Source organism: Lutibacter sp. (assembly GCF_041555395.1).
In the GTDB taxonomy this organism is placed as follows: Bacteria; Bacteroidota; Bacteroidia; order Flavobacteriales; family Flavobacteriaceae; genus Lutibacter.
Window position 1 is genome coordinate 25,127 of record NZ_JBFFKM010000009.1, and the last position, 19,808, is coordinate 44,934.

The following is a 19,808-nucleotide window of genomic DNA, read 5'->3' on the forward strand; positions in this document are numbered from 1 at the left end:
TATATTCGCCTTGTAAAAGAGATTTTACACGTACTATTTTCACACTTCACACAAAAATAACAACTAAAACTTTTAGGCTTTAGCTTGTATTATTATTTTTAACACTTACATTATGGAAAAACGGAAACTAAGTTTCTGGGATATCTGGAACATGAGTTTCGGTTTCTTGGGAATTCAAATGGGTTTTGCGCTGCAAAATGCGAATGCCAGTAGAATATTGCAAAATTTTGGAGCCGATGTTCATGAATTGTCTTGGTTTTGGATTGTCGCTCCTTTAACAGGTTTAATAGTTCAACCTATAATAGGGTATTACAGCGATAGAACCTGGACCAAACTTGGAAGAAGACGTCCTTATTTTTTAGCAGGTGCCCTATTGGCATCAGTTGGGTTGGTTTTAATGCCAAATGCCGATATGTTTATCGCCGTTATGCCTTCTTTATGGGTAGGTGCGGGGATGTTGATGATAATGGATGCATCATTTAACGTGGCCATGGAACCTTTTAGAGCTTTGGTTGCCGACATTTTGCCTTCAGATCAAAGAACGCTCGGATTTAGTGTTCAAACAATTTTAATTGGTATTGGAGCAGTTATAGGTTCTTGGTTACCTTATGTTTTAACAAATTGGTTTGGCGTTTTAAATGAAGCAGCACCTGGTGAAGTACCAACAAATTTAATACTCTCCTTTATTATTGGTGCGGCGGTTTTAATCATTAGTATTCTAATCACGGTTTTTACAACAAAAGAATATTCGCCTGAAGAAGTTGCTCAATTTCCAGTGGATTCAAAACATGAAGAATCTGAAGTTGAAGAAAAATCGAGTTTGTTGAATATATTCTCCGATTTTAAGAAAATGCCTTTGACGATGCGGCAATTAAGCTCGGTTCAGTTTTTCTCATGGTTCGGTTTATTTGGGATGTGGGTGTTTGCAACGCCTGCAATCGCACATCATATTTACGGATTGGCATTAGATGATTCGCATAGCCTTGCCTATAATATTGCAGGTGACTGGGTGGGTATTTTATTTGGTGTTTACAATGCGGTTTCCGCTGTTTACGCTTTCTTTTTACCAGCTATTGCCAAAAAAATTGGAAGAAAAAGAACGCATGCCTTTTCATTGATTGTTGGTGGTATTGGATTGATTTCAGTCTATTTTATGCCAAATGAAAATTGGTTAATTCTATCGATGCTTGGTGTAGGGATTGCTTGGGCAAGTATTTTAGCGATGCCTTATGCTATTTTGGCAGGGTCAATTCCACCTAAAAAAATGGGAGTTTATATGGGGATTTTTAATTTCTTTATTGTAATTCCTCAAATTATTAATGCATTAATCGGTGGTCCGCTTGTAAAATATTTTTATGGTGGTGATGCCATTTATGCTTTGGTAATGAGTGGTATTTCGTTTTTAATTGCAGCAGTATTGGTTGTGAGAGTAAAAGATGTTGATGATGTTATATTAATAAAGAGTTAAATGAAACGAGCATCACAAATTTTGACATACAAAGGAATGATTCTTGGCGAACAGCATCTCTTGCCGCTAAAAAATAAAATTTAAACAGATGAAAAAAGAGATTGCATTTATATTTGATTTAGATGGTGTAATAGTGGATACTGCAAAGTACCACTATTTAGCCTGGAGAAATTTGGCGAACGCTTTGGGTTTCGATTTTACCGAAGCGCAAAACGAATTGCTGAAAGGCGTAAGCCGTGTTAAATCTCTTGAAATTTTATTGTCCATTGGAAAAGTAAATTTATCCGAAGAAAAAAAACAAATCCTTTTACTTCAGAAAAACAAAGAATATTTGGAATTCGTCAATAAAATGACTTCCGAAGAAATTTTGCCCGGCGTAAATGATTTGTTGAATTTTTTAGAAATTAACGACATAAAATATGCCTTGGGATCTGCAAGTAAAAACGCGCCTTTGATTTTGGAGAAAGTTGGACTTTTAAACAGATTTACCGCCATTGTTGACGGGAATGATGTTTCTAAAGCAAAACCCGATCCGGAAGTATTTTTGATTGGTGCTAAAAAATTAGGGATGAATCCCGAAAACTGCGTGGTTGTAGAAGATGCCATTGCAGGAATACAGGCTGCAAATGCGGCGAAAATGATAAGTATGGGAATTGGAGATGCGAATGTGTTAAATGAAGCAGATTATGTTTTTAAGGATATGACAGCGATTACTCCCGATTTTTTAAAAAATCTAATGAATTAAAAAAAGATGAATAAAGATTATATTAAGCCTTACGAATGGTCAATTGAAGAAGAAGGCTTTGATGCCGAAAATGTTGAAGCTTCAGAAAGTCTGTTCAGTATTGGCAATGGCGCTATGGGCCAACGTGCCAATTTTGAGGAAACTTATACAGGAAAATCCTTTCAGGGAAGTTATATTGGCGGTATTTATTATCCCGATAAGACTAGAGTAGGCTGGTGGAAAAATGGCTATCCGGAGTATTTTGCCAAAGTGCTGAATGCACCGAATTGGATTGGCATTAACCTGCAAATCAATAAAACGGAATTGGATTTAAATACTTGCGAAGTTTCAAATTTCAGAAGGGAATTAAATATGAAAGAAGGCTGGCTTAGCCGTTCTTTCAATGCAATTCTTGAAACTGGTGAAGAAATTCAAGTAGAAACAAAACGTTTTATAAGTTTGGAATACAATGAAATAGGAGCGATTGAATATGCTGTAAAAGCAATAAATTTTTCAGGTGAAATTTCTTTTTCTCCTTATATAGATGCCGGTATTGTAAACGAAGACTCCAATTATGACGAATATTTTTGGGAAATACTAAAAATTGTCAATGACAAAAATAATGGTTGCATCCTTTCAAAAACGTTAAAAACAGCATTTCACGTGGCAACAGCCATGGAAGTTTCGTTTACTTTAAATGATAATAAAGTTGCGGTTACACAACAAACTGAGGTTGAAGAGAAATCTTTGCATTATACCTATAAGTTACCTGTTTCCAAAGGCGATATTGCCACAATCTATAAATATGGAAGTTGCGTAAGTTCCTTAAATTATCAAAATAAGGATTTGATTGAGGCTGCTTTTAACAATGTTAAAAAGGCTAGTAATTTAGGCTTTTCACAACTTTTGGAAAGCCAGAAAAATTCTTGGTCAAACATTTGGCACACAGCGGATATTATTATTGAAGGAGATGTTAGAGCGCAACAAGGCATTCGATTTAACATTTTTCAGTTAAACCAAACTTATTTGGGAACCGATGCCCGATTAAATATTGGCCCGAAAGGATTCACCGGCGAAAAATATGGCGGAAGCACTTATTGGGATACGGAAGCCTATTGCATTCCTTTTTATATGGCGACAAAAGATGCGAGCGTAGCCAAAAATTTATTGATGTATCGCTACAATCAGTTGGATAAAGCAATTGAAAATGCACAAAAACTCGGATTCAAAAACGGAGCTGCTTTATATCCAATGGTTACGATGAATGGGGAAGAATGCCACAACGAATGGGAAATCACTTTCGAAGAAATCCACAGAAACGGAGCCATGATTTACGGAATTTACAACTACGTAAATTATACCCAGGATTTTGAATATGTTGCAAAATTTGGATTGGAGGTAATTATTGCGGTTGCACGTTTTTGGCACCAACGTGCTAATTTTTCTGAAGCTAAAGGTCAATATGTGGTTTTAGGAGTAACTGGACCCAATGAATATGAAAATAACGTAAACAATAATTTTTATACCAATTACTTGGCAAAATGGTGCATTCAATATGCGGCGGAATGTTTAGATAGGGTTAATCAGGAGTATCCGAAGGATTTTAAGCGTGTAATGGATAAAACGAAATTAGCAGATGAAGAAATCAAAGAATGGTTGAAGGTTGCGGAGAATATGTATTTTCCTTTTAGTTTGGAACACAATGTTTATTTGCAACAAGACGGATTTTTGGATAAGGAATTAATTCCGGTGGTTGAATTGCCAAATTCGGAAAGACCGATTAACCAAAAATGGTCTTGGGATCGCATTTTGCGCTCTTGTTATATCAAACAAGCCGATGTTTTGCAATGCATGTTCTTTTTTGAAAACAAATTCAATAAGGAAGATTTGGAACGCCATTTCGATTTTTATGAGCCTTTAACGGTTCATGAATCCTCACTTTCTCCTTGCGTTCACTCCATTTTGGCGGCTTCCATAGACAGAATGCCAAAAGCCTATGAACAATATGTCAGAACTTCACGTTTGGATTTAGACGATTATAACCACGAAGTTCACGAAGGTTGTCACATAACAAGTATGGCAGGAACGTGGATGTCAATTGTTCAAGGATTCGGGGGAATGCGTGTTTGGGAAGATGGAAAATTAACCTTCAATCCACAAATTCCTAAAGAATGGAAATCGTATTCATTCACCATAAATTTCAGGGGAAATATCATCAAGGTTTATAAAAGCCAGACCGAATGTAAATTCTTTAATGAATCGGAAAATGAAGTTAAAATGTTGGTGAATGGCCAAGAAATTTTAATTCCGACAAATCAATTGGTTACCGTATAATACTTAAATATCTAATATGAAAAATCTTTGTTTATTATTGCTTTTTATTTTAGGCAGTTCTTTATATGCACAAAAAACAGAAAGAATTGAGCCACCATTTTGGTACGTTGGTATGGAAAATAATCAGCTGGAATTGTTGATTTATGGAAAGGACATATCTCAATTTACACCATCTGTTGATAATAAAATTATTCAGATTTTAGACATTAAGAAAACTGAAAACAAAAATTATTTGTTTTTGAATTTAGATTTATCCAAAGCGATTTCAGGGAAATTCAACATCAATTTTTCAAAAAAAGGAAAACGCAATAATTTTTCTGTTGCTTATGAGTTAAAAGAACGAAATAAAGATTCAAAATTAAGAGAAGGATTCAACAGTTCGGATGTTATTTATTTGATTACTCCTGATCGTTTTGCAAATGGTGATGTTACCAATGACGTTGTAAAAACCATGAATGAAAAAATCGTTGACAGAAAGGATGATTATGGCAGGCACGGTGGGGATATCAAAGGAATCACCAATCATTTAGATTATATAGATGAAATGGGATTTACGGCCATTTGGCCAACGCCAGTGTTAACCAATGATATGAAAGAAAGTTCCTATCATGGGTATGCGATGACCGATTTTTATCAGGTTGATCCGCGTTTTGGAACTATGGAAGATTATAGCGTATTGGCGAAAAGCGCGAAGAATAAAGGGATGAAATTAATCATGGACCAAGTTGCAAATCATATTGGCATCGAACATTGGTGGATGAAGGATTTACCAACCAATGATTGGGTGAATTACCAAGATGAATATTTAAAAAATAATATTGTCATTACAAACCATAGAAGAACCACAAATCAAGATTCGTACGCTTCGATAAAAGATAAAAATTTAATGAGTGAAGGCTGGTTTGTTTCCACAATGCCCGATTTAAATCAGCGCAACCCTTTGCTGGCAAGATATTTAATTCAAAATAGCATTTGGTGGATAGAAACTCTCGATTTGGGAGGAATTCGCCAAGATACCTATCCATACCCAAACAAACAATTTATGTCAGATTGGGCCGGTGCAATTATGAAAGAATATCCGAATTTCAGTATTGTTGGCGAAGAATGGAGTACCAATCCCTTATTGGTTGGCTACTGGCAGCAAGGTGTAAAAAATAAAGATGGCTACGAATCAAATTTATCTTCAACCATGGATTTTCCTATGCAAAAATCAATTGTTGATGCTTTGAATGAATCGGAAAGTTGGGACAAAGGTTTTGTGAAAATGTATGAAGGTTTGGCAAACGATTTCTCCTATGCCAATCCGAGCAAAATTATGATATTTCCAGACAACCATGATATGGATAGAATTTTTACCCAATTAAAAGAAAATATGGTGAATACCAAAATGGCTTTGGGTTATATGCTTGCGTTGCCAAGAATTCCGCAATTGTATTATGGAGCAGAAATTTTAATGCAAAATACTGCTAAACCTGGCGATCACGGCTTGATAAGAACTGATTTTCCTGGAGGCTGGAGCGGCGATAATTCGAATGCTTTTACAGGAGAAGGATTAGCAGTCACTCAATTGGAAATGCAATCATTTTTGAAGAAAGTATTAAATTACCGAAAAAATAGTGAGGCAATCCATTCAGGAAAAACAATTCATTTTGCGCCTGAAAATGGAGTTTATGTGCTTTTCAGAATAAAAAATGATGAAGTAGTTGCGGTCATCTTGAATAAAAATGACAAACCGATTTCATTAAACTTAAACCGATTTGAGGAGGTTGGTTTAAAAGGAAAACAAGTTGTAAATATGATTACAGGTGAGGTATTTATTTTTGAAAACAACCTAAAAATCAGTTCAAAAGGCGTTTTGTTGTTTACCACCAAAATATAAAAAAATGAAACTTTTTAAATACATTTTTGGAATTTCGCTTCTTTTCATTTCTTGCAAAGAAGTCAAAAAGGATGATATAAACAGTTCTGAAAATCAAATAGTTGCAAAAACTTTAGACAGCATCAATCTTTCAAACGGAACTCTTAAAAGAATTGACAGTTTTCCTTCAAAATATGTACGCCCAAGAACTGTAGATATTTGGTTGCCTAGTGATTATTCTTCACTTAAAAAATACGCCGTATTGTATATGCATGACGGGCAAATGTTGTTTGATGCCAAAACGACCTGGAACAAACAGGAGTGGAAAGTTGAGGAAATTGTTGGCGGTTTGTTGAAAGAACAAAAAATTAGAGATTGTATTGTGGTGGCCATCTGGAACATTTCAGAAATACGCCACACCGATTATTATCCGCAAAAACCATTTGATTTGTTACCTCAAAAATTTAAGGATTCTATCTTTGAAACCGGCAATAAACAATTTGGGACGGATTTTAAAGGGTTAAATTCCGACAATTATTTAAAGTTTATTGTTGAAGAAGTGAAACCATTTATCGACAGTAATTTTTCGGTTTTCACAAATTCAGAAAACACGTTTATTGCGGGTTCAAGTATGGGCGGTTTAATTTCTATGTATGCATTGTGCGAATATCCTGAAGTTTTTGGAGGTGCCGCTTGTTTATCTACCCATTGGGTTGGATTTATGCCTCAGGAAAATTTCCCGGTTCCGGAAACTTTTTTCACCTATTTAGCACAAAATTTACCTTTGCCAGCAACACATAAAATTTACTTTGATTACGGAACTAAAACTTTGGACAAATTTTATTTGCCTTACCAAAATCGGGTAAATGAGGTTTTGAAGCAGAAAGGCTATGATGAATCAAATTCCAAAAACTTAAAATTTGAAGGTCACGACCATTCCGAAAACTCTTGGAATCAGCGTTTTCAAATCCCGGTTCAATTTTTATTAAATAAAAACTAAATGAAGTTAACCAAAATTTTCCTCTTTTTTCTTCTTGCAGGAAGTACATTTTTAAATGCGCAAAATGCCGACAGAAAATTTGTTTCCCTGAATCAAAAAAATGTAGTTGTTGAGGTTAAAACCAATGATGGCGTTTTTCAAATAAAACCCTATTCCACCAAAATTGTGGAAACTTCATTTATTCCTAACGGAGAAGTTTACAATCCCAATTCGCATGCGGTAGTTTTGAAACCAGAAAATTTGGTATTTAAAATAACGGAAAATGAAAATGCAATTCAATTAAAAACTTCGGGAATAACCGTTGAAATCATAAAAAACCCCTTCCAGATTTTATATTTTTACAAGCACAAGCCGTTAATTTCTGAAAGAAAAGGCTACGTTAAAACAGAAGAATTTGAAACATTGGATTTCAATTTAACGTCTGAAGAAATTTTATTTGGCGGTGGTGCCCGCGCTTTGGGAATGAACCGCAGGGGAAACCGATTGCAGTTGTACAACCGAGCGCATTACGGCTACGAAACGCATTCGGAATTGATGAATTTTACGATGCCTTTGGTATATTCCTCTAATTTATATGCCGTTCATTTCGACAATGCGCCCATTGGATATTTGGATTTGGATAGTAAAAAAGACAATTCTTTGCAATATGAAACCATAAGTGGTAGAAAAACCTATCAAGTAGTTGCAGGTAATTCCTGGAAAGATTTAATAAACCAATACACCAGTTTAACAGGAAAACAACCAATGATTCCTCGTTGGGCTTTGGGCAATTTTTCAAGTAGATTTGGATACCATTCTCAAGAAGAAGTTGTACGCACAATCGATAAATTTAAAGAAGAGAAAATCCCGGTTGATGCTATTATTTTAGATTTATTTTGGTTTGGAAAGGAAATGAAAGGAACTATGGGGAATTTTGAATTTGAGAAAGATTCATTCCCAAATCCGAAGAAAATGATTACCGATTTAAAGACAATAGGCGTTAAAACGATTTTAATTACGGAACCGTTTGTGTTAACGACTTCAGGAAAATGGGACGAAGCGGTTGAAAAGGATATTTTGGGAAAAACCAAAGAAGGCAAACCTTACACTTACGATTTTTACTTTGGAAACACTGGAATTATAGACATTTTTAAGCCAGAAGGGAAAGCTTGGTTTTGGCAAGTTTACAAGAAATTTAACGATTATGGCGTTGCCGGCTGGTGGGGAGATTTGGGAGAGCCTGAGGTGCATCCTTCCGATTTGCAGCACGCCACAGGTTCGGCTGATGAAGTTCACAATATTTATGGCCACAATTGGGCAAAACTCGTTTTTGAAGGTTATCAAAAAGAATTTCCAAACCAGCGTCCGTTTATTTTAATGCGTGCCGGCTATTCGGGTTCCCAGCATTACGGAATGATTCCGTGGTCGGGAGATGTAAGCAGGAGTTGGGGCGGATTGCAGTCGCAACCCGAAATTGCCTTACAAATGGGCATGCAGGGAATGGCATTTATGCATTCCGATTTGGGTGGGTTTGCAGGTGCCAATTTAGATGATGAATTGTACACGCGCTGGTTGCAATATGGTGTTTTTCAGCCTATTTATCGTCCGCATGCACAGGAAGATGTCCCTTCTGAACCTGTTTTTAGAGAATCGAAAACAAAGGCTTTGGCCAAAAAATCAATCGAATTGCGTTATAGTTTGTTGCCTTATAATTACACATTGGTTTTTGACAACAACCAAAAAGGAACACCTTTAATGCGTCCCTTATTTTTTGAAGACACCAATAAATCGGCATTTATAAACGATAAAACGTATTTGTGGGGAGACAGTTTTTTGGTGAGTCCTGTGGTGCAATCAGGTTTAAAAGAGCAGGCTGTTTATTTTCCTTCCGGTGCCAACTGGTTCGATTTTTATACCGATGAAAAAGTTGGGGGTGGACAATCAAAAACGGTTCAGTTACACCAAGAAAGCATTCCGGTCTATGTTCGTGGTGGGGCTTTTATTCCGAGAATTCAACCAATTCAAAATACAGGATTGTACAATTTAAAATCCTTCGATTTGCATTTTTATTTTGATGAAAATGTAAAAGAAAGCGAAGGGCATTTATATAATGATGACGGTGCAACGCAAAATGCTTTTGAAAAAGGAAAGTATGAAATGCTGACTTTTAAAAGTGAATTCAAAAACAATAAACTGTATATAGAAATTGAACAAAAATTAGGAACTGATTTTGAATTTTCATCAAAAGAAATTAAATTGATTGTTCATAACGTTTCATCAAAACCCAAAAAAGTGAAAGGGCATAATTTTGAATGGAACAAAGAAAATAAAACACTGACTGTTTTAATTTCACTTAAAAACAGTGACGATAAAAACTTAAAAATAAAATTCTGATAGATGAAGAAATATGTAACCTTAATTCTGTTATCGACGCTGTTTATAGGCTGTGCTGAATTAAAACAAAATAGAAATAGGGAAATGATAGATGCAAACAACCTTAAAAAACCATTTCTATGGGAAGCTGCGAATATCTATTTTTTGCTGACTGATCGGTTTTACAATGCGGATCCGTTGAACGACGTCAATTTTAGCCGAACAAAACCTACCGCGAAATTGCGAGGTTTTGAAGGTGGCGACATCAAAGGAATCGCCAAAAAAATTGAAGAAGGCTATTTTACCGATTTGGGAATTAACGCCATTTGGTTTACCCCAATTGTGGAACAAATTCACGGCGCCGTTGATGAAGGAACTGGCGCAACTTATGCTTTTCACGGCTATTGGGCAAAAGACTGGACCGCTTTGGATCCAAATTTCGGAACGATGGCAGATTTGAAAAATATGGTGGAACTTGCTCATAAAAAAGGGATCAGGATTGTGTTGGACGGCGTTATAAATCATACCGGGCCTGTAACGGAGGTTGATGAGGTTTGGCCATCAGATTGGGTGAGAACTGGTCCGCAATGCGATTATCAAACCTATGAAACTACAACTGCTTGTACCTTGGTTAAAAACCTACCAGATGTAAAAACCGAAAGCAATGCAACTGTTGAAATTCCGAAACAGTTGGCCGATAAATGGAAAGCTGAAGGAAGATACGAACAGGAAATGAAGGAACTGGATGATTTTTTCAAAAGAACCGGCTATCCGAGAGCGCCAAAATATTACATCATTAAATGGCTGACAGATTACATCACCGAATTTGGAATTGACGGTTACCGAGCTGATACCGTGAAACATACGGAAGAAATCGTTTGGGGCGATTTTAAAAACGAATGCAATTATGCGTTTAAATTTTGGAAAGAAAACAATCCCGATAAAGTTTTGGATGCCAATGATTTTTATTTGGTTGGTGAAGTTTATAATTACAGTATTTCCGGCGGACAAATTTTTGATTTTGGCGATAAAAAAGTCAATTATTTCGAGAATGGCTTTAACAGTTTGATCAATTTTGAATTCAAATGGAATGCGGCACAACTTTCTTCTTATGAAGCGCTTTTTTCAAAATACAACACGATTTTAAACAATGATTTTAAAGGGTTTGGCGTTTTAAACTATATCAGTTCACACGATGACGGCGATCCTTTCGACAAAGAAAGAACAAAAACTTTTGAATCGGCCACCAAATTATTGTTGTGTCCTGGCACTTCGCAAGTGTATTACGGCGACGAATCAGCCCGTCCGTTAATTATTGAAGGCACAGTCGGCGATGCCACGTTGCGTTCTAATATGAACTGGAACGATATCGATAATAACGCAAAAACCAAAGAAATTTTGGCGCACTGGCAAAAGTTGGGAAAATTTAGAAATAACCATCTTGCCGTTGGCGCAGGAATCCACAAAATGATCAGCGTCCAACCGTATGTTTTTCAAAGAACCTATTTAAAAGGAGATTTTAAAGATGTCGTGGTTGTTGGGTTGGATTTAAACCTAGGCGAAAAGCAATTGAATGTTGGAATTGAATTTGTTAAAGACACAATTTTAGTTGATGCTTATTCCAATACAGAAGTGATTGTAAAAAACGGAATGGTGACATTAAATACGCCATTTTCGATTGTTTTATTAGAAAAGAAAAATCAATAAAAATGAAGAATGGTTTAAAATTGAGCTTAGTGCTCATAAGTATTTTCCTGTTTTCTTGTTCAAAAAAGAGTGAATTGCAAACAACTGTTTCTTCTCCAGATGATCATGTTAAAGTTGAATTTAAGTTGACTGAAAAAGGCGAACCAACTTATTTGGTGACTTTCAAAAATAAGGAAGTGATAAAAACATCAACTTTAGGAGGTTTCGATTTAAAAGATATGGCATCTTTTAAAGATAACTTTGAAATTGTAAATGCAACAACAAGCAACTTTAACGAAGTATGGGAAATGCCTTGGGGTGAACAAACCAAAGTTGAAAATAATTATAAGGAATTGAAAATTGAACTTCAGGAAAAAGCAGATTTAAAACGAGAACTGACGATTGTTTTTAGGGTTTATAATGATGGACTGGGATTTAGGTACGAGTTTCCTGAACAGGAAAATCTTTCTGAAGTAATCATTACCGATGAAAATACACAGTTTAATTTATCGGGAAATCATACAGTTTGGTGGGCTCCGGGCGATTGGGATATTTACGAGCATTTGTACAATACCACCAAGTTCACCGAAATTGACGCCTTGTCGAAAGTGAATTACCCAAATATTGCGCAAACTTACATTCCCCAAAATGCGGTAAATACGCCAGTTACTATGAAAACTGAGGAAGGTTTGTATTTAAGTTTTCACGAAGCTGCTTTGGTTGATTATTCGGATATGACTTTAAAAATAGACAAAGAAAACTTGGCGATGGCCAGCGAATTGGTGGGATCAGAACGCACCGGTTATAAAGTAAAAAGAGCGGTTCCTTTTCATACACCTTGGAGGACGCTTCAAATTGCGGAAAAACCAGGCGATTTAATTGAATCAAAACTGATTGTAAATTTGAACGAGCCAAATAAATTAGGAGACGTTTTCTGGTTTAAACCAACAAAATATACAGGTATTTGGTGGGAATTGCATTTGGGTAAATCCACTTGGGGAATTGGTTCAGGAAAACACGGAGCTACCACCGCGAACACAAAAGCATTTATAGATTTTTCGGCAAAAAACAATATTGGAGCCGTTTTGGTTGAAGGATGGAATAATGGTTGGGATCCAAATGAAGGCGGATTTGATTATGTAACGCCTTATCCTGATTACGATTTAAAAGAAGTGGTGCGTTACGGAAAAGAAAAAGGCGTGGAAATTATTATGCACCACGAAACTTTCGGAAATGTTGAAAACTACATCAAGCAACAAGATACTGCTTATGCATTGATGCAAAGTTTGGGGATTCATTCGGTAAAAACGGGTTATGTTAGCAAATTGATGCCAAAAGGAGAATACCATCACGGGCAATTTATGGTGAATCACTATAACAATTCAATTGAAAAAGCAGCAAAATATCAAGTTGCCATCAATGCCCACGAGCCTATTAAAGACACTGGTTTGCGCAGAACGTATCCAAATACCATTTCAAGAGAAGGATTGCGCGGACAGGAATATAATGTTTGGGACAGTCAGGGAGGAAATCCGCCAGAACATTTATCGGTTATGGCATTTACCCGAATGTTGGCTGGACCAATTGATTATACGCCGGGCATTTTTGACATTAAATTTGACAAATACAAAAAAGACAATCAGGTAAACACAACCATTGCACAACAATTGGCATTGTATGTCGTGATTTACAGTCCGATTCAAATGGCGGCCGATTTAATGGAAAATTACGAAGGAAATCCGGCCTTTCAATTTATAAAAGATGTTGGTGTCGATTGGCAAACAACCAAAGTGTTAAATGGTGAAATTGGTGATTTTGTGACCATCGCCAGAAAAGAAAGAAAATCAGAAAATTGGTTTGTTGGCGGAATTACCGATGAAAATGCGAGAGAAATGGACCTGAAATTTGACTTTTTAAGTCCGGATGCCACCTATGAAGCCGTCATTTATGAAGACGGAAAAGAGGCGGACTGGGATAAAAATCCGACAGCCATCAACATCAGAAAAATGGAAATCAACCATCAAACAAGTCTAAAATTGAAGTTGGCTCCGGGCGGAGGTTTCGCCATTAGCATCATAAAAAAATAAAGAAGATGAAAAAAGTTTATTACATTCTGTTATTAGCGGTATTGGCAGTTTTTATCAATTGCAATCCGAAAAATACCGTTCAGGAATCGGTGGTGAAGGAAAAGGATCATAAAAAAGTGATTTATCAGGTGTTCACAAGGCTATTTGGCAATACAAATACCACCAATAAACCTTGGGGAACTATTGAGGAGAATGGCGTAGGGAAATTCAACGATTTTACGGATAAAGCGCTTCAGGAAATAAAAGATTTGGGCGTAACGCACATTTGGTATACCGGTGTTTTGCACCACGCCACAATTACAGATTACACCAAATATGGCATTTCCAACGATGATCCGGATGTGGTAAAAGGAAGGGCAGGTTCGCCTTACGCCATTAAGGATTATTACAATGTTGACCCTGATTTGGCTGCGGATCCGGCAAAGCGTTTGGAGGAATTTGAGGCATTGATAGATCGTTCGCATCGTATCGGATTGAAAGTGTTGATTGATATTGTTCCCAATCATATTGCGCGCGGTTACCAAGGATTGACCAATCCGAAAGGCGTGAGCGATTTTGGCGCAAACGACAATAAAAATGTGGAATATGACAGAAATAATAATTTCTATTATATTCCGGGACAGGATTTTATGGTGCCGAAATGGCAAAACAATTACAAACCATTGGGTGGTGAAATCAATCCGCTTTCTGATGGCAAATTTGATGAAAAGCCAGCAAAATGGACAGGAAACGGATCTCGCTTGGTGCAGCCGGACGCAAATGACTGGTATGAAACCGTAAAAATAAACTATGGAATCAAACCGGACGGCAGCAAAGATTTTGAAGAATTGCCAACGGATTTTGCCACCAAAGATTCCAAAGCGCATTTTGCTTTTTGGGAAGGCAAAGACGTTCCCGACTCTTGGAAGAAATTTAGGGATATCGCCTTGTATTGGGTTGACAAAGGCGTTGACGGATTCCGTTATGATATGGCAGAAATGGTGCCGGTAGAATTTTGGAGCTATATGAATTCGGCCATTAAAATGAAAAATCCGGAAGCTTTTATTTTGGCTGAAGTGTACAATCCGGCGATGTATAGGGATTATATCCATCAGGGAAAAATGGATTATTTGTATGATAAAGTTGCTTTGTATGATACCATTAAAAATATTGTTCAAGGTCGCGGATTAACGGATAATCTGCCTAAAATTCAGAATGATTTGGCCGATATTGAGCACAATATGCTGCATTTTTTGGAGAATCACGATGAGCAACGAATTGCAAGCACAGGTTTTGCGGGTGCTGCAGCATTGGGAAAACCGGCAATGGTGGTTTCGGCAACAATCAGCACTTCACCAACAATGGTTTATTTCGGTCAGGAAGTTGGGGAGCCTGGAAATGAAAATGCAGGTTTCGGAATGCCAACCCGCACCTCAATTTTTGATTATGTAGGTGTGCCAAATCATCAAAAATGGATGAATAACGGGAAATTTGATGGCGGGCAATTAACTAAGGAGCAAAAAGAACTTCGTGATTTTTACAAACGATTGCTCAATTTCACTGTCAAAAGCCATGCTTTAATGGGGGATTATAAGGAAATTCATAGCTACAATCGCAGTCAATCACCAAATTATAATCCGCGCCTATTTTCTTTTGTGCGATGGTCAAATGACGAAAAATTGATTGTTATTTCCAATTTTGAGGCTAAACAAAGCTTTGATTTGGAATTGAAATTGCCAGGTGAAATTGTAAAGGAGTGGAATTTAAAATCAGGAAAATATAATTTATTGGACCAATTATACGGCTTGCAAAAAACAGATTTAACAATTAGCAAAGGGGAAGGCACCCTAAAAATTAAACTGGAACCTTTGGCATCTTATATTTTTAAAGTTCAAGAAAATTAGGGTCATTTTTTTTTATAATTAAACTGTTTTTAGCCAAATTTTAAAATCAATATCAGATTTAACCCAAAATATCAAACATACAATCAAAATAAGATAAGGAGTTTATTTTAAACTCCTTATCTTATTTTATGCAACGAAATCGTTTTAGTGAATATTGAGCAGTTTTGTAGGCGGAAAATGCATTTAAAAGTAACTTTGTAATATATTTTTCACCCATGAATGAACCAATAAAAAAGATAGCTGTTTTAACCTCGGGAGGAGATTCTCCAGGAATGAATGCTGCAATTAGAGCTGTTGTTAGAGCCTGTACTTATTACAGGGTGGAATGTGTTGGCGTTTATAGAGGTTATCAGGGTTTGATTGAAGGAGATTTTGAAATTCTTTCCGCACGTCATGTAAGTAATATCATCAATAAAGGAGGCACAATTTTAAAATCTGCACGTTCCAATGAATTTAGAACGGTAGAGGGAAGAGCCAAAGCATATGAAAGTTTAAAAGAAGCCGGTATTGGTGCATTGGTGCTTATTGGAGGTGACGGTACTTTTACGGGAGGTATTAAATTTATTGAAGAATTTAATTTTCCAATTGTCGGAATTCCTGGCACTATTGACAATGATATTTACGGAACGGACAACACAATAGGTTACGATACGGCACTAAATACCGTTGTGGAAGCGATTGATAAAATACGCGATACTGCAAGTTCTCACAACAGATTGTTTTTTATTGAAGTGATGGGGCGTGATGCAGGATTTATTGCTTTAAATTCTGGAATTGGATCAGGAGCGGAAGAAATTTTGATTCCTGAAAAGGATTTAGGATTGGAAAGGTTGTTAGAATCTCTTAAAAAAAGCAAGGAAAATGGTAAGACAAGCAGTATTGTAGTTGTTTCTGAAGGAGATAAAATTGGTAAAAGCGTCTTTGAATTGGCAGATTACATAAATGAAAACTTTCCTTATTACGACATCAGAGTGTCGGTTTTAGGTCATATGCAGCGCGGAGGTTCGCCAAGTTGTTATGATAGGGTATTGGCGAGCAGATTGGGTGTAGCAGCAGTGGAAGCTTTACTGGATAAGTCGACTGGTATTATGGTAGGTATTACAAATAATCAAGTGTCGAAAGTTGATTTAAAAAAGGCCATAAAAATGAATAACGATATTAATAAAGAATTACTTAAAGTTGCTGAAATAACTTCAGTATAAAAATTGAATAATAAATTAAAACAATAGATTATGTCAACAATTAAAATAGGAATTAATGGGTTTGGAAGAATAGGAAGAATTGCTTTTAGAGTAGCAGTGGCCAGACCAAATGTAGAAGTTGTGGGAATTAATGATTTGTTAGATGTGGAACATTTGGCATATCTATTAAAATATGATTCAGTTCATGGGAAATTTGATGGTGATGTTGAAGTGAAAAACGGAAATTTAGTAGTTAATGGAAAAGAAATTAGAATTACTGCCGAACGCAATCCTGAAGATTTGAAATGGGGCGAAGTTGGGGCCGAAATTGTTTTAGATTGTACAGGTATTTTTACCAGTTTAGAAGGTGCTCAAAAACACATTACCGCCGGAGCTAAAAAAGTGGCCATATCAGCACCATCTGCTGATGTACCAATGTTTGTGATGGGTGTAAACCATAAGAAAATTACCGCTGCGAATACCATTGTTTCAAATGCATCTTGTACAACTAACTGTTTGGCGCCTTTAGCTAAAGTTATTCAAGATAAATTTGGAATTATTGAAGGGTTAATGACCACCATACACGCAACAACTGCAACTCAATTAACGGTTGACGGTCCATCAAAAAAAGACTGGAGAGGCGGCAGAAGTGCCTTAATCAATATCATCCCTTCATCTACAGGTGCAGCTAAAGCTGTAGGAAAAGTAATCCCTGAATTGAACGGAAAACTTACAGGAATGTCTTTTAGAATACCAACTGCCGATGTTTCTGTTGTGGATTTAACGGTTAGAACTGAAAAATCGGCGACTATGGAAGAAGTGAAAGCTGCTTTAAAATATGCTTCTGAAAATGAATTAAAAGGCATTTTAGGGTATACTGATGAAGCTGTGGTTTCACAAGATTTTGTGTCTGAACCTAGAACAAGTGTTTTTGATGCTGAAGCGAGTATTGCTTTAAACGATAATTTCTTTAAATTAGTTGCTTGGTATGACAATGAATTTGGTTACTCAACAAAATTAGTTGATTTGGCTGAATACATTCATTCAGTTAAATAAGAAATAATAGTTCAAAAAAATAAAAAATGATTCTAATAGCAGATGGAGGTTCTACAAAGGCCGACTGGATTTTACTGGATAAAGATGGAAATCAGTTATTTAAAACAAGAACCGAAGGATTAAATCCGGAGATATTGTCTGCCGATTTACTAAAAAACAGGATTCAGGCCAATCAGGAAATAACAAGTTATAAAGACAAAGTAACCGAGGTTTATTTTTATGGTGCAGGATGCGGAACAGAGAGAATGACATCGCTTTTGAAATCTATATTTGAATCATTTTTTTTGAATGCTAAAATTGTTGTTAAAGAAGATACCTATGCGGCAGTTTATGCCGTAACAACAAATCCTGGAATTGTATGTATACTTGGGACCGGATCAAACAGCTGTTATTTTGATGGAAAAAATGTTGATGTCAGAATTCCTTCATTAGGATATATTTTGATGGATGAAGCCAGCGGCAATTATTTTGGCAAAAAATTATTAAAAGATTACTATTACCATAAAATGCCAAAGGCAATTGCAAAACTTTTTGAAGCGCAGTTTGATTTAGAGGCAGATACCATAAAAAGAAATATTTACAAAGAAGATAATCCAAATGCCTATTTGGCACAATTTGCGGAATTCATTTTCAAAAATGAACGTACGCCTTATTTTAATAAGGTTTTACAAAAGGGAATTAAAGAATTTTTTATCAATAGAATATTGCCATATACAGAATCAGCTCATGTTCCCGTTCATTTTGTAGGTTCAATTGCCTTCTTTTCCCAAGATATTATAAATGATGTAGCAAGATATTACATGGTAGAAATAGGAAATGTTGTAAGACGCCCTATTGACGGTTTAATAAAATATCACAGAGAATTAATAAAATCAGAGAAGATCTAAAAGTCTTTCTAAAGCCATACCACGAGATCCTTTTATAAGAATTGTGGCATTGTTAATATTTGAATAATTAGTTGAATTTTTGAAGGATTCAAAACTTTCAGAAACAAAAGCATTTTTTACATTGGTTGTAGAAAATGCTTTTCCTATTAAATAAACTTTTGAAAAGTTATAGGAAGTCACCAAATCAGCTATTTTTTGATGTTCCAAATTACTGTCTTTTCCCAATTCAAACATATCTCCTAAAAATGCAATTTTATTGGTGTCCTTCAGTTGAGCAAAATTTTCGAGCGCTGCCTGCATACTGCTTGGATTTGCATTGTAGGCATCTAAAATTATTTTATTGGTTCCTTTTTGAATGATTTGTGACCGGTTATTTACAGGAATATAGTTTTCAATGGCTTTTTTAATGTAGGTTTCAGGAATTTTAAAATAATTTCCAACAGCAACAGCAACCGCAATATTGTTGTAATTGTATTTTCCGATGAGGTTACTTTCAATAATAGAGTTTTTGAATTGAACTTTTACAAACGGACTGGCTTCAACAAATTTAATGTCACGACTGTTAAATTCAATGGCATTTATTCCTGATGATTGGTTTACTTGCAGCACATCATCTGTATTTATAAAAACAGTACCGTTGGTCAATCTCAAAAAATCATACAACTCCGACTTGGCTTTAATGACACCTTCTAAACCTCCAAATCCTTCTAAATGTGCTTTTCCAAAATTGGTGATTAAGCCATAATTCGGTTCAGCGATACTGCATAAAAATTCAATTTCCTTTAAATGGTTTGCGCCCATTTCAACAATGCCAATTTTTGTTTTTGGTGTCATGGATAACAACGTAAGCGGCATACCAATATGATTGTTTAAATTGCCCGTGGTTGCGGTAGTTTCATATTCTTTTGACAGCACAGCATTAATAAGTTCTTTGGTCGTGGTTTTTCCGTTGCTCCCTGTTAATGCAATAATTGGTATGGCAAGTTGCTTTCTGTGAAAATTTGCTAACTTTTGAAGTGTTTCTAAAACATTACTGACTAAAACCGTATTAGGAAGCTTATGGTATTCTGCTTCATCAATAACCGCATAACTTGCACCGTTTTTTAGGGCATCGGCTGCAAATTCGTTTCCATTGAAATTATCTCCTTTTAGGGCAAAATACATGCTGCCTTTTCTTATTTTTCGGGTATCAGTATCTGCTAAATAAGTTTTGGTATATAACTCGTATAATTGTTCAATATTCATCAATTAAATATAAAAAAACCTCACTGAAATTTCGGTGAGGTTTGGTT

13 protein-coding genes are annotated in these 19,808 nt (G+C 35.9%); 12 read left to right on the plus strand and 1 reads right to left on the minus strand.

Annotation, left to right across the window (positions count from 1 at the left end):
• The first annotated feature begins 112 nt into the window (after positions 1 to 112).
• The 12 genes from ABY285_RS03750 to ABY285_RS03805 all read left to right on the plus strand — a co-directional run bounded on the left by ABY285_RS03750 (position 113) and on the right by ABY285_RS03805 (position 18,516).
• Complete coding sequence (locus ABY285_RS03750) at positions 113 to 1,468, plus strand: MFS transporter (RefSeq protein ID WP_372767156.1); 1,356 nt, start codon at positions 113 to 115, stop codon at positions 1,466 to 1,468.
• Positions 1,469 to 1,556: 88 nt separating this feature from the next.
• Positions 1,557 to 2,213 carry a beta-phosphoglucomutase gene (gene pgmB, locus ABY285_RS03755; protein WP_372767158.1) on the plus strand — a complete coding sequence of 219 codons (657 nt, stop codon included), beginning with the start codon at positions 1,557 to 1,559 and terminating at the stop codon, positions 2,211 to 2,213.
• A 6-nt stretch (positions 2,214 to 2,219) separates the two neighbouring features.
• A complete protein-coding gene (locus ABY285_RS03760; protein WP_372767160.1) occupies positions 2,220 to 4,526 on the plus strand; it encodes a family 65 glycosyl hydrolase domain-containing protein in 2,307 nt (768 codons plus the stop codon).
• A 16-nt stretch (positions 4,527 to 4,542) separates the two neighbouring features.
• The gene (locus ABY285_RS03765) at positions 4,543 to 6,405 is read left to right on the plus strand and encodes a glycoside hydrolase family 13 protein (protein ID WP_372767162.1); all 1,863 of its coding nucleotides are present in this window, start codon (positions 4,543 to 4,545) and stop codon (positions 6,403 to 6,405) included.
• A gap of 4 nt (positions 6,406 to 6,409) precedes the next feature.
• Positions 6,410 to 7,384, plus strand: a complete 975-nt coding sequence (locus ABY285_RS03770) for an alpha/beta hydrolase (RefSeq protein WP_372767164.1) — start codon at positions 6,410 to 6,412, stop codon at positions 7,382 to 7,384.
• Complete coding sequence (locus ABY285_RS03775) at positions 7,385 to 9,757, plus strand: TIM-barrel domain-containing protein (RefSeq protein WP_372767166.1); 2,373 nt, start codon at positions 7,385 to 7,387, stop codon at positions 9,755 to 9,757.
• A 3-nt stretch (positions 9,758 to 9,760) separates the two neighbouring features.
• On the plus strand, positions 9,761 to 11,443 hold the full coding sequence (locus tag ABY285_RS03780; RefSeq protein WP_372767168.1) for an alpha-amylase family glycosyl hydrolase: 1,683 nt from the start codon (positions 9,761 to 9,763) through the stop codon (positions 11,441 to 11,443).
• Between the two features lie 2 nt (positions 11,444 to 11,445).
• Complete coding sequence (locus tag ABY285_RS03785; RefSeq protein WP_372767170.1) at positions 11,446 to 13,509, plus strand: glycoside hydrolase family 97 protein; 2,064 nt, start codon at positions 11,446 to 11,448, stop codon at positions 13,507 to 13,509.
• Between the two features lie 5 nt (positions 13,510 to 13,514).
• Positions 13,515 to 15,392 (plus strand): alpha-amylase family glycosyl hydrolase, encoded by a 1,878-nt coding sequence (locus ABY285_RS03790; protein ID WP_372767172.1) that lies wholly within the window; start codon positions 13,515 to 13,517, stop codon positions 15,390 to 15,392.
• A 215-nt stretch (positions 15,393 to 15,607) separates the two neighbouring features.
• Complete coding sequence (pfkA, locus tag ABY285_RS03795) at positions 15,608 to 16,594, plus strand: 6-phosphofructokinase (protein ID WP_372767174.1); 987 nt, start codon at positions 15,608 to 15,610, stop codon at positions 16,592 to 16,594.
• A 30-nt stretch (positions 16,595 to 16,624) separates the two neighbouring features.
• Positions 16,625 to 17,629, plus strand: a complete 1,005-nt coding sequence (gene gap, locus ABY285_RS03800) for a type I glyceraldehyde-3-phosphate dehydrogenase (protein WP_372767176.1) — start codon at positions 16,625 to 16,627, stop codon at positions 17,627 to 17,629.
• A gap of 26 nt (positions 17,630 to 17,655) precedes the next feature.
• Positions 17,656 to 18,516, plus strand: a complete 861-nt coding sequence (locus ABY285_RS03805; protein WP_372767178.1) for a BadF/BadG/BcrA/BcrD ATPase family protein — start codon at positions 17,656 to 17,658, stop codon at positions 18,514 to 18,516.
• Here ABY285_RS03805 and murF read toward each other — a convergent pair.
• Positions 18,502 to 19,761 carry a UDP-N-acetylmuramoyl-tripeptide--D-alanyl-D-alanine ligase gene (gene murF / locus ABY285_RS03810; RefSeq protein WP_372767180.1) on the minus strand — a complete coding sequence of 420 codons (1,260 nt, stop codon included), beginning with the start codon at positions 19,759 to 19,761 and terminating at the stop codon, positions 18,502 to 18,504. The two genes, ABY285_RS03805 and murF, sit on opposite strands and share 15 nt — an antisense overlap.
• Positions 19,762 to 19,808: the final 47 nt, after the last annotated feature.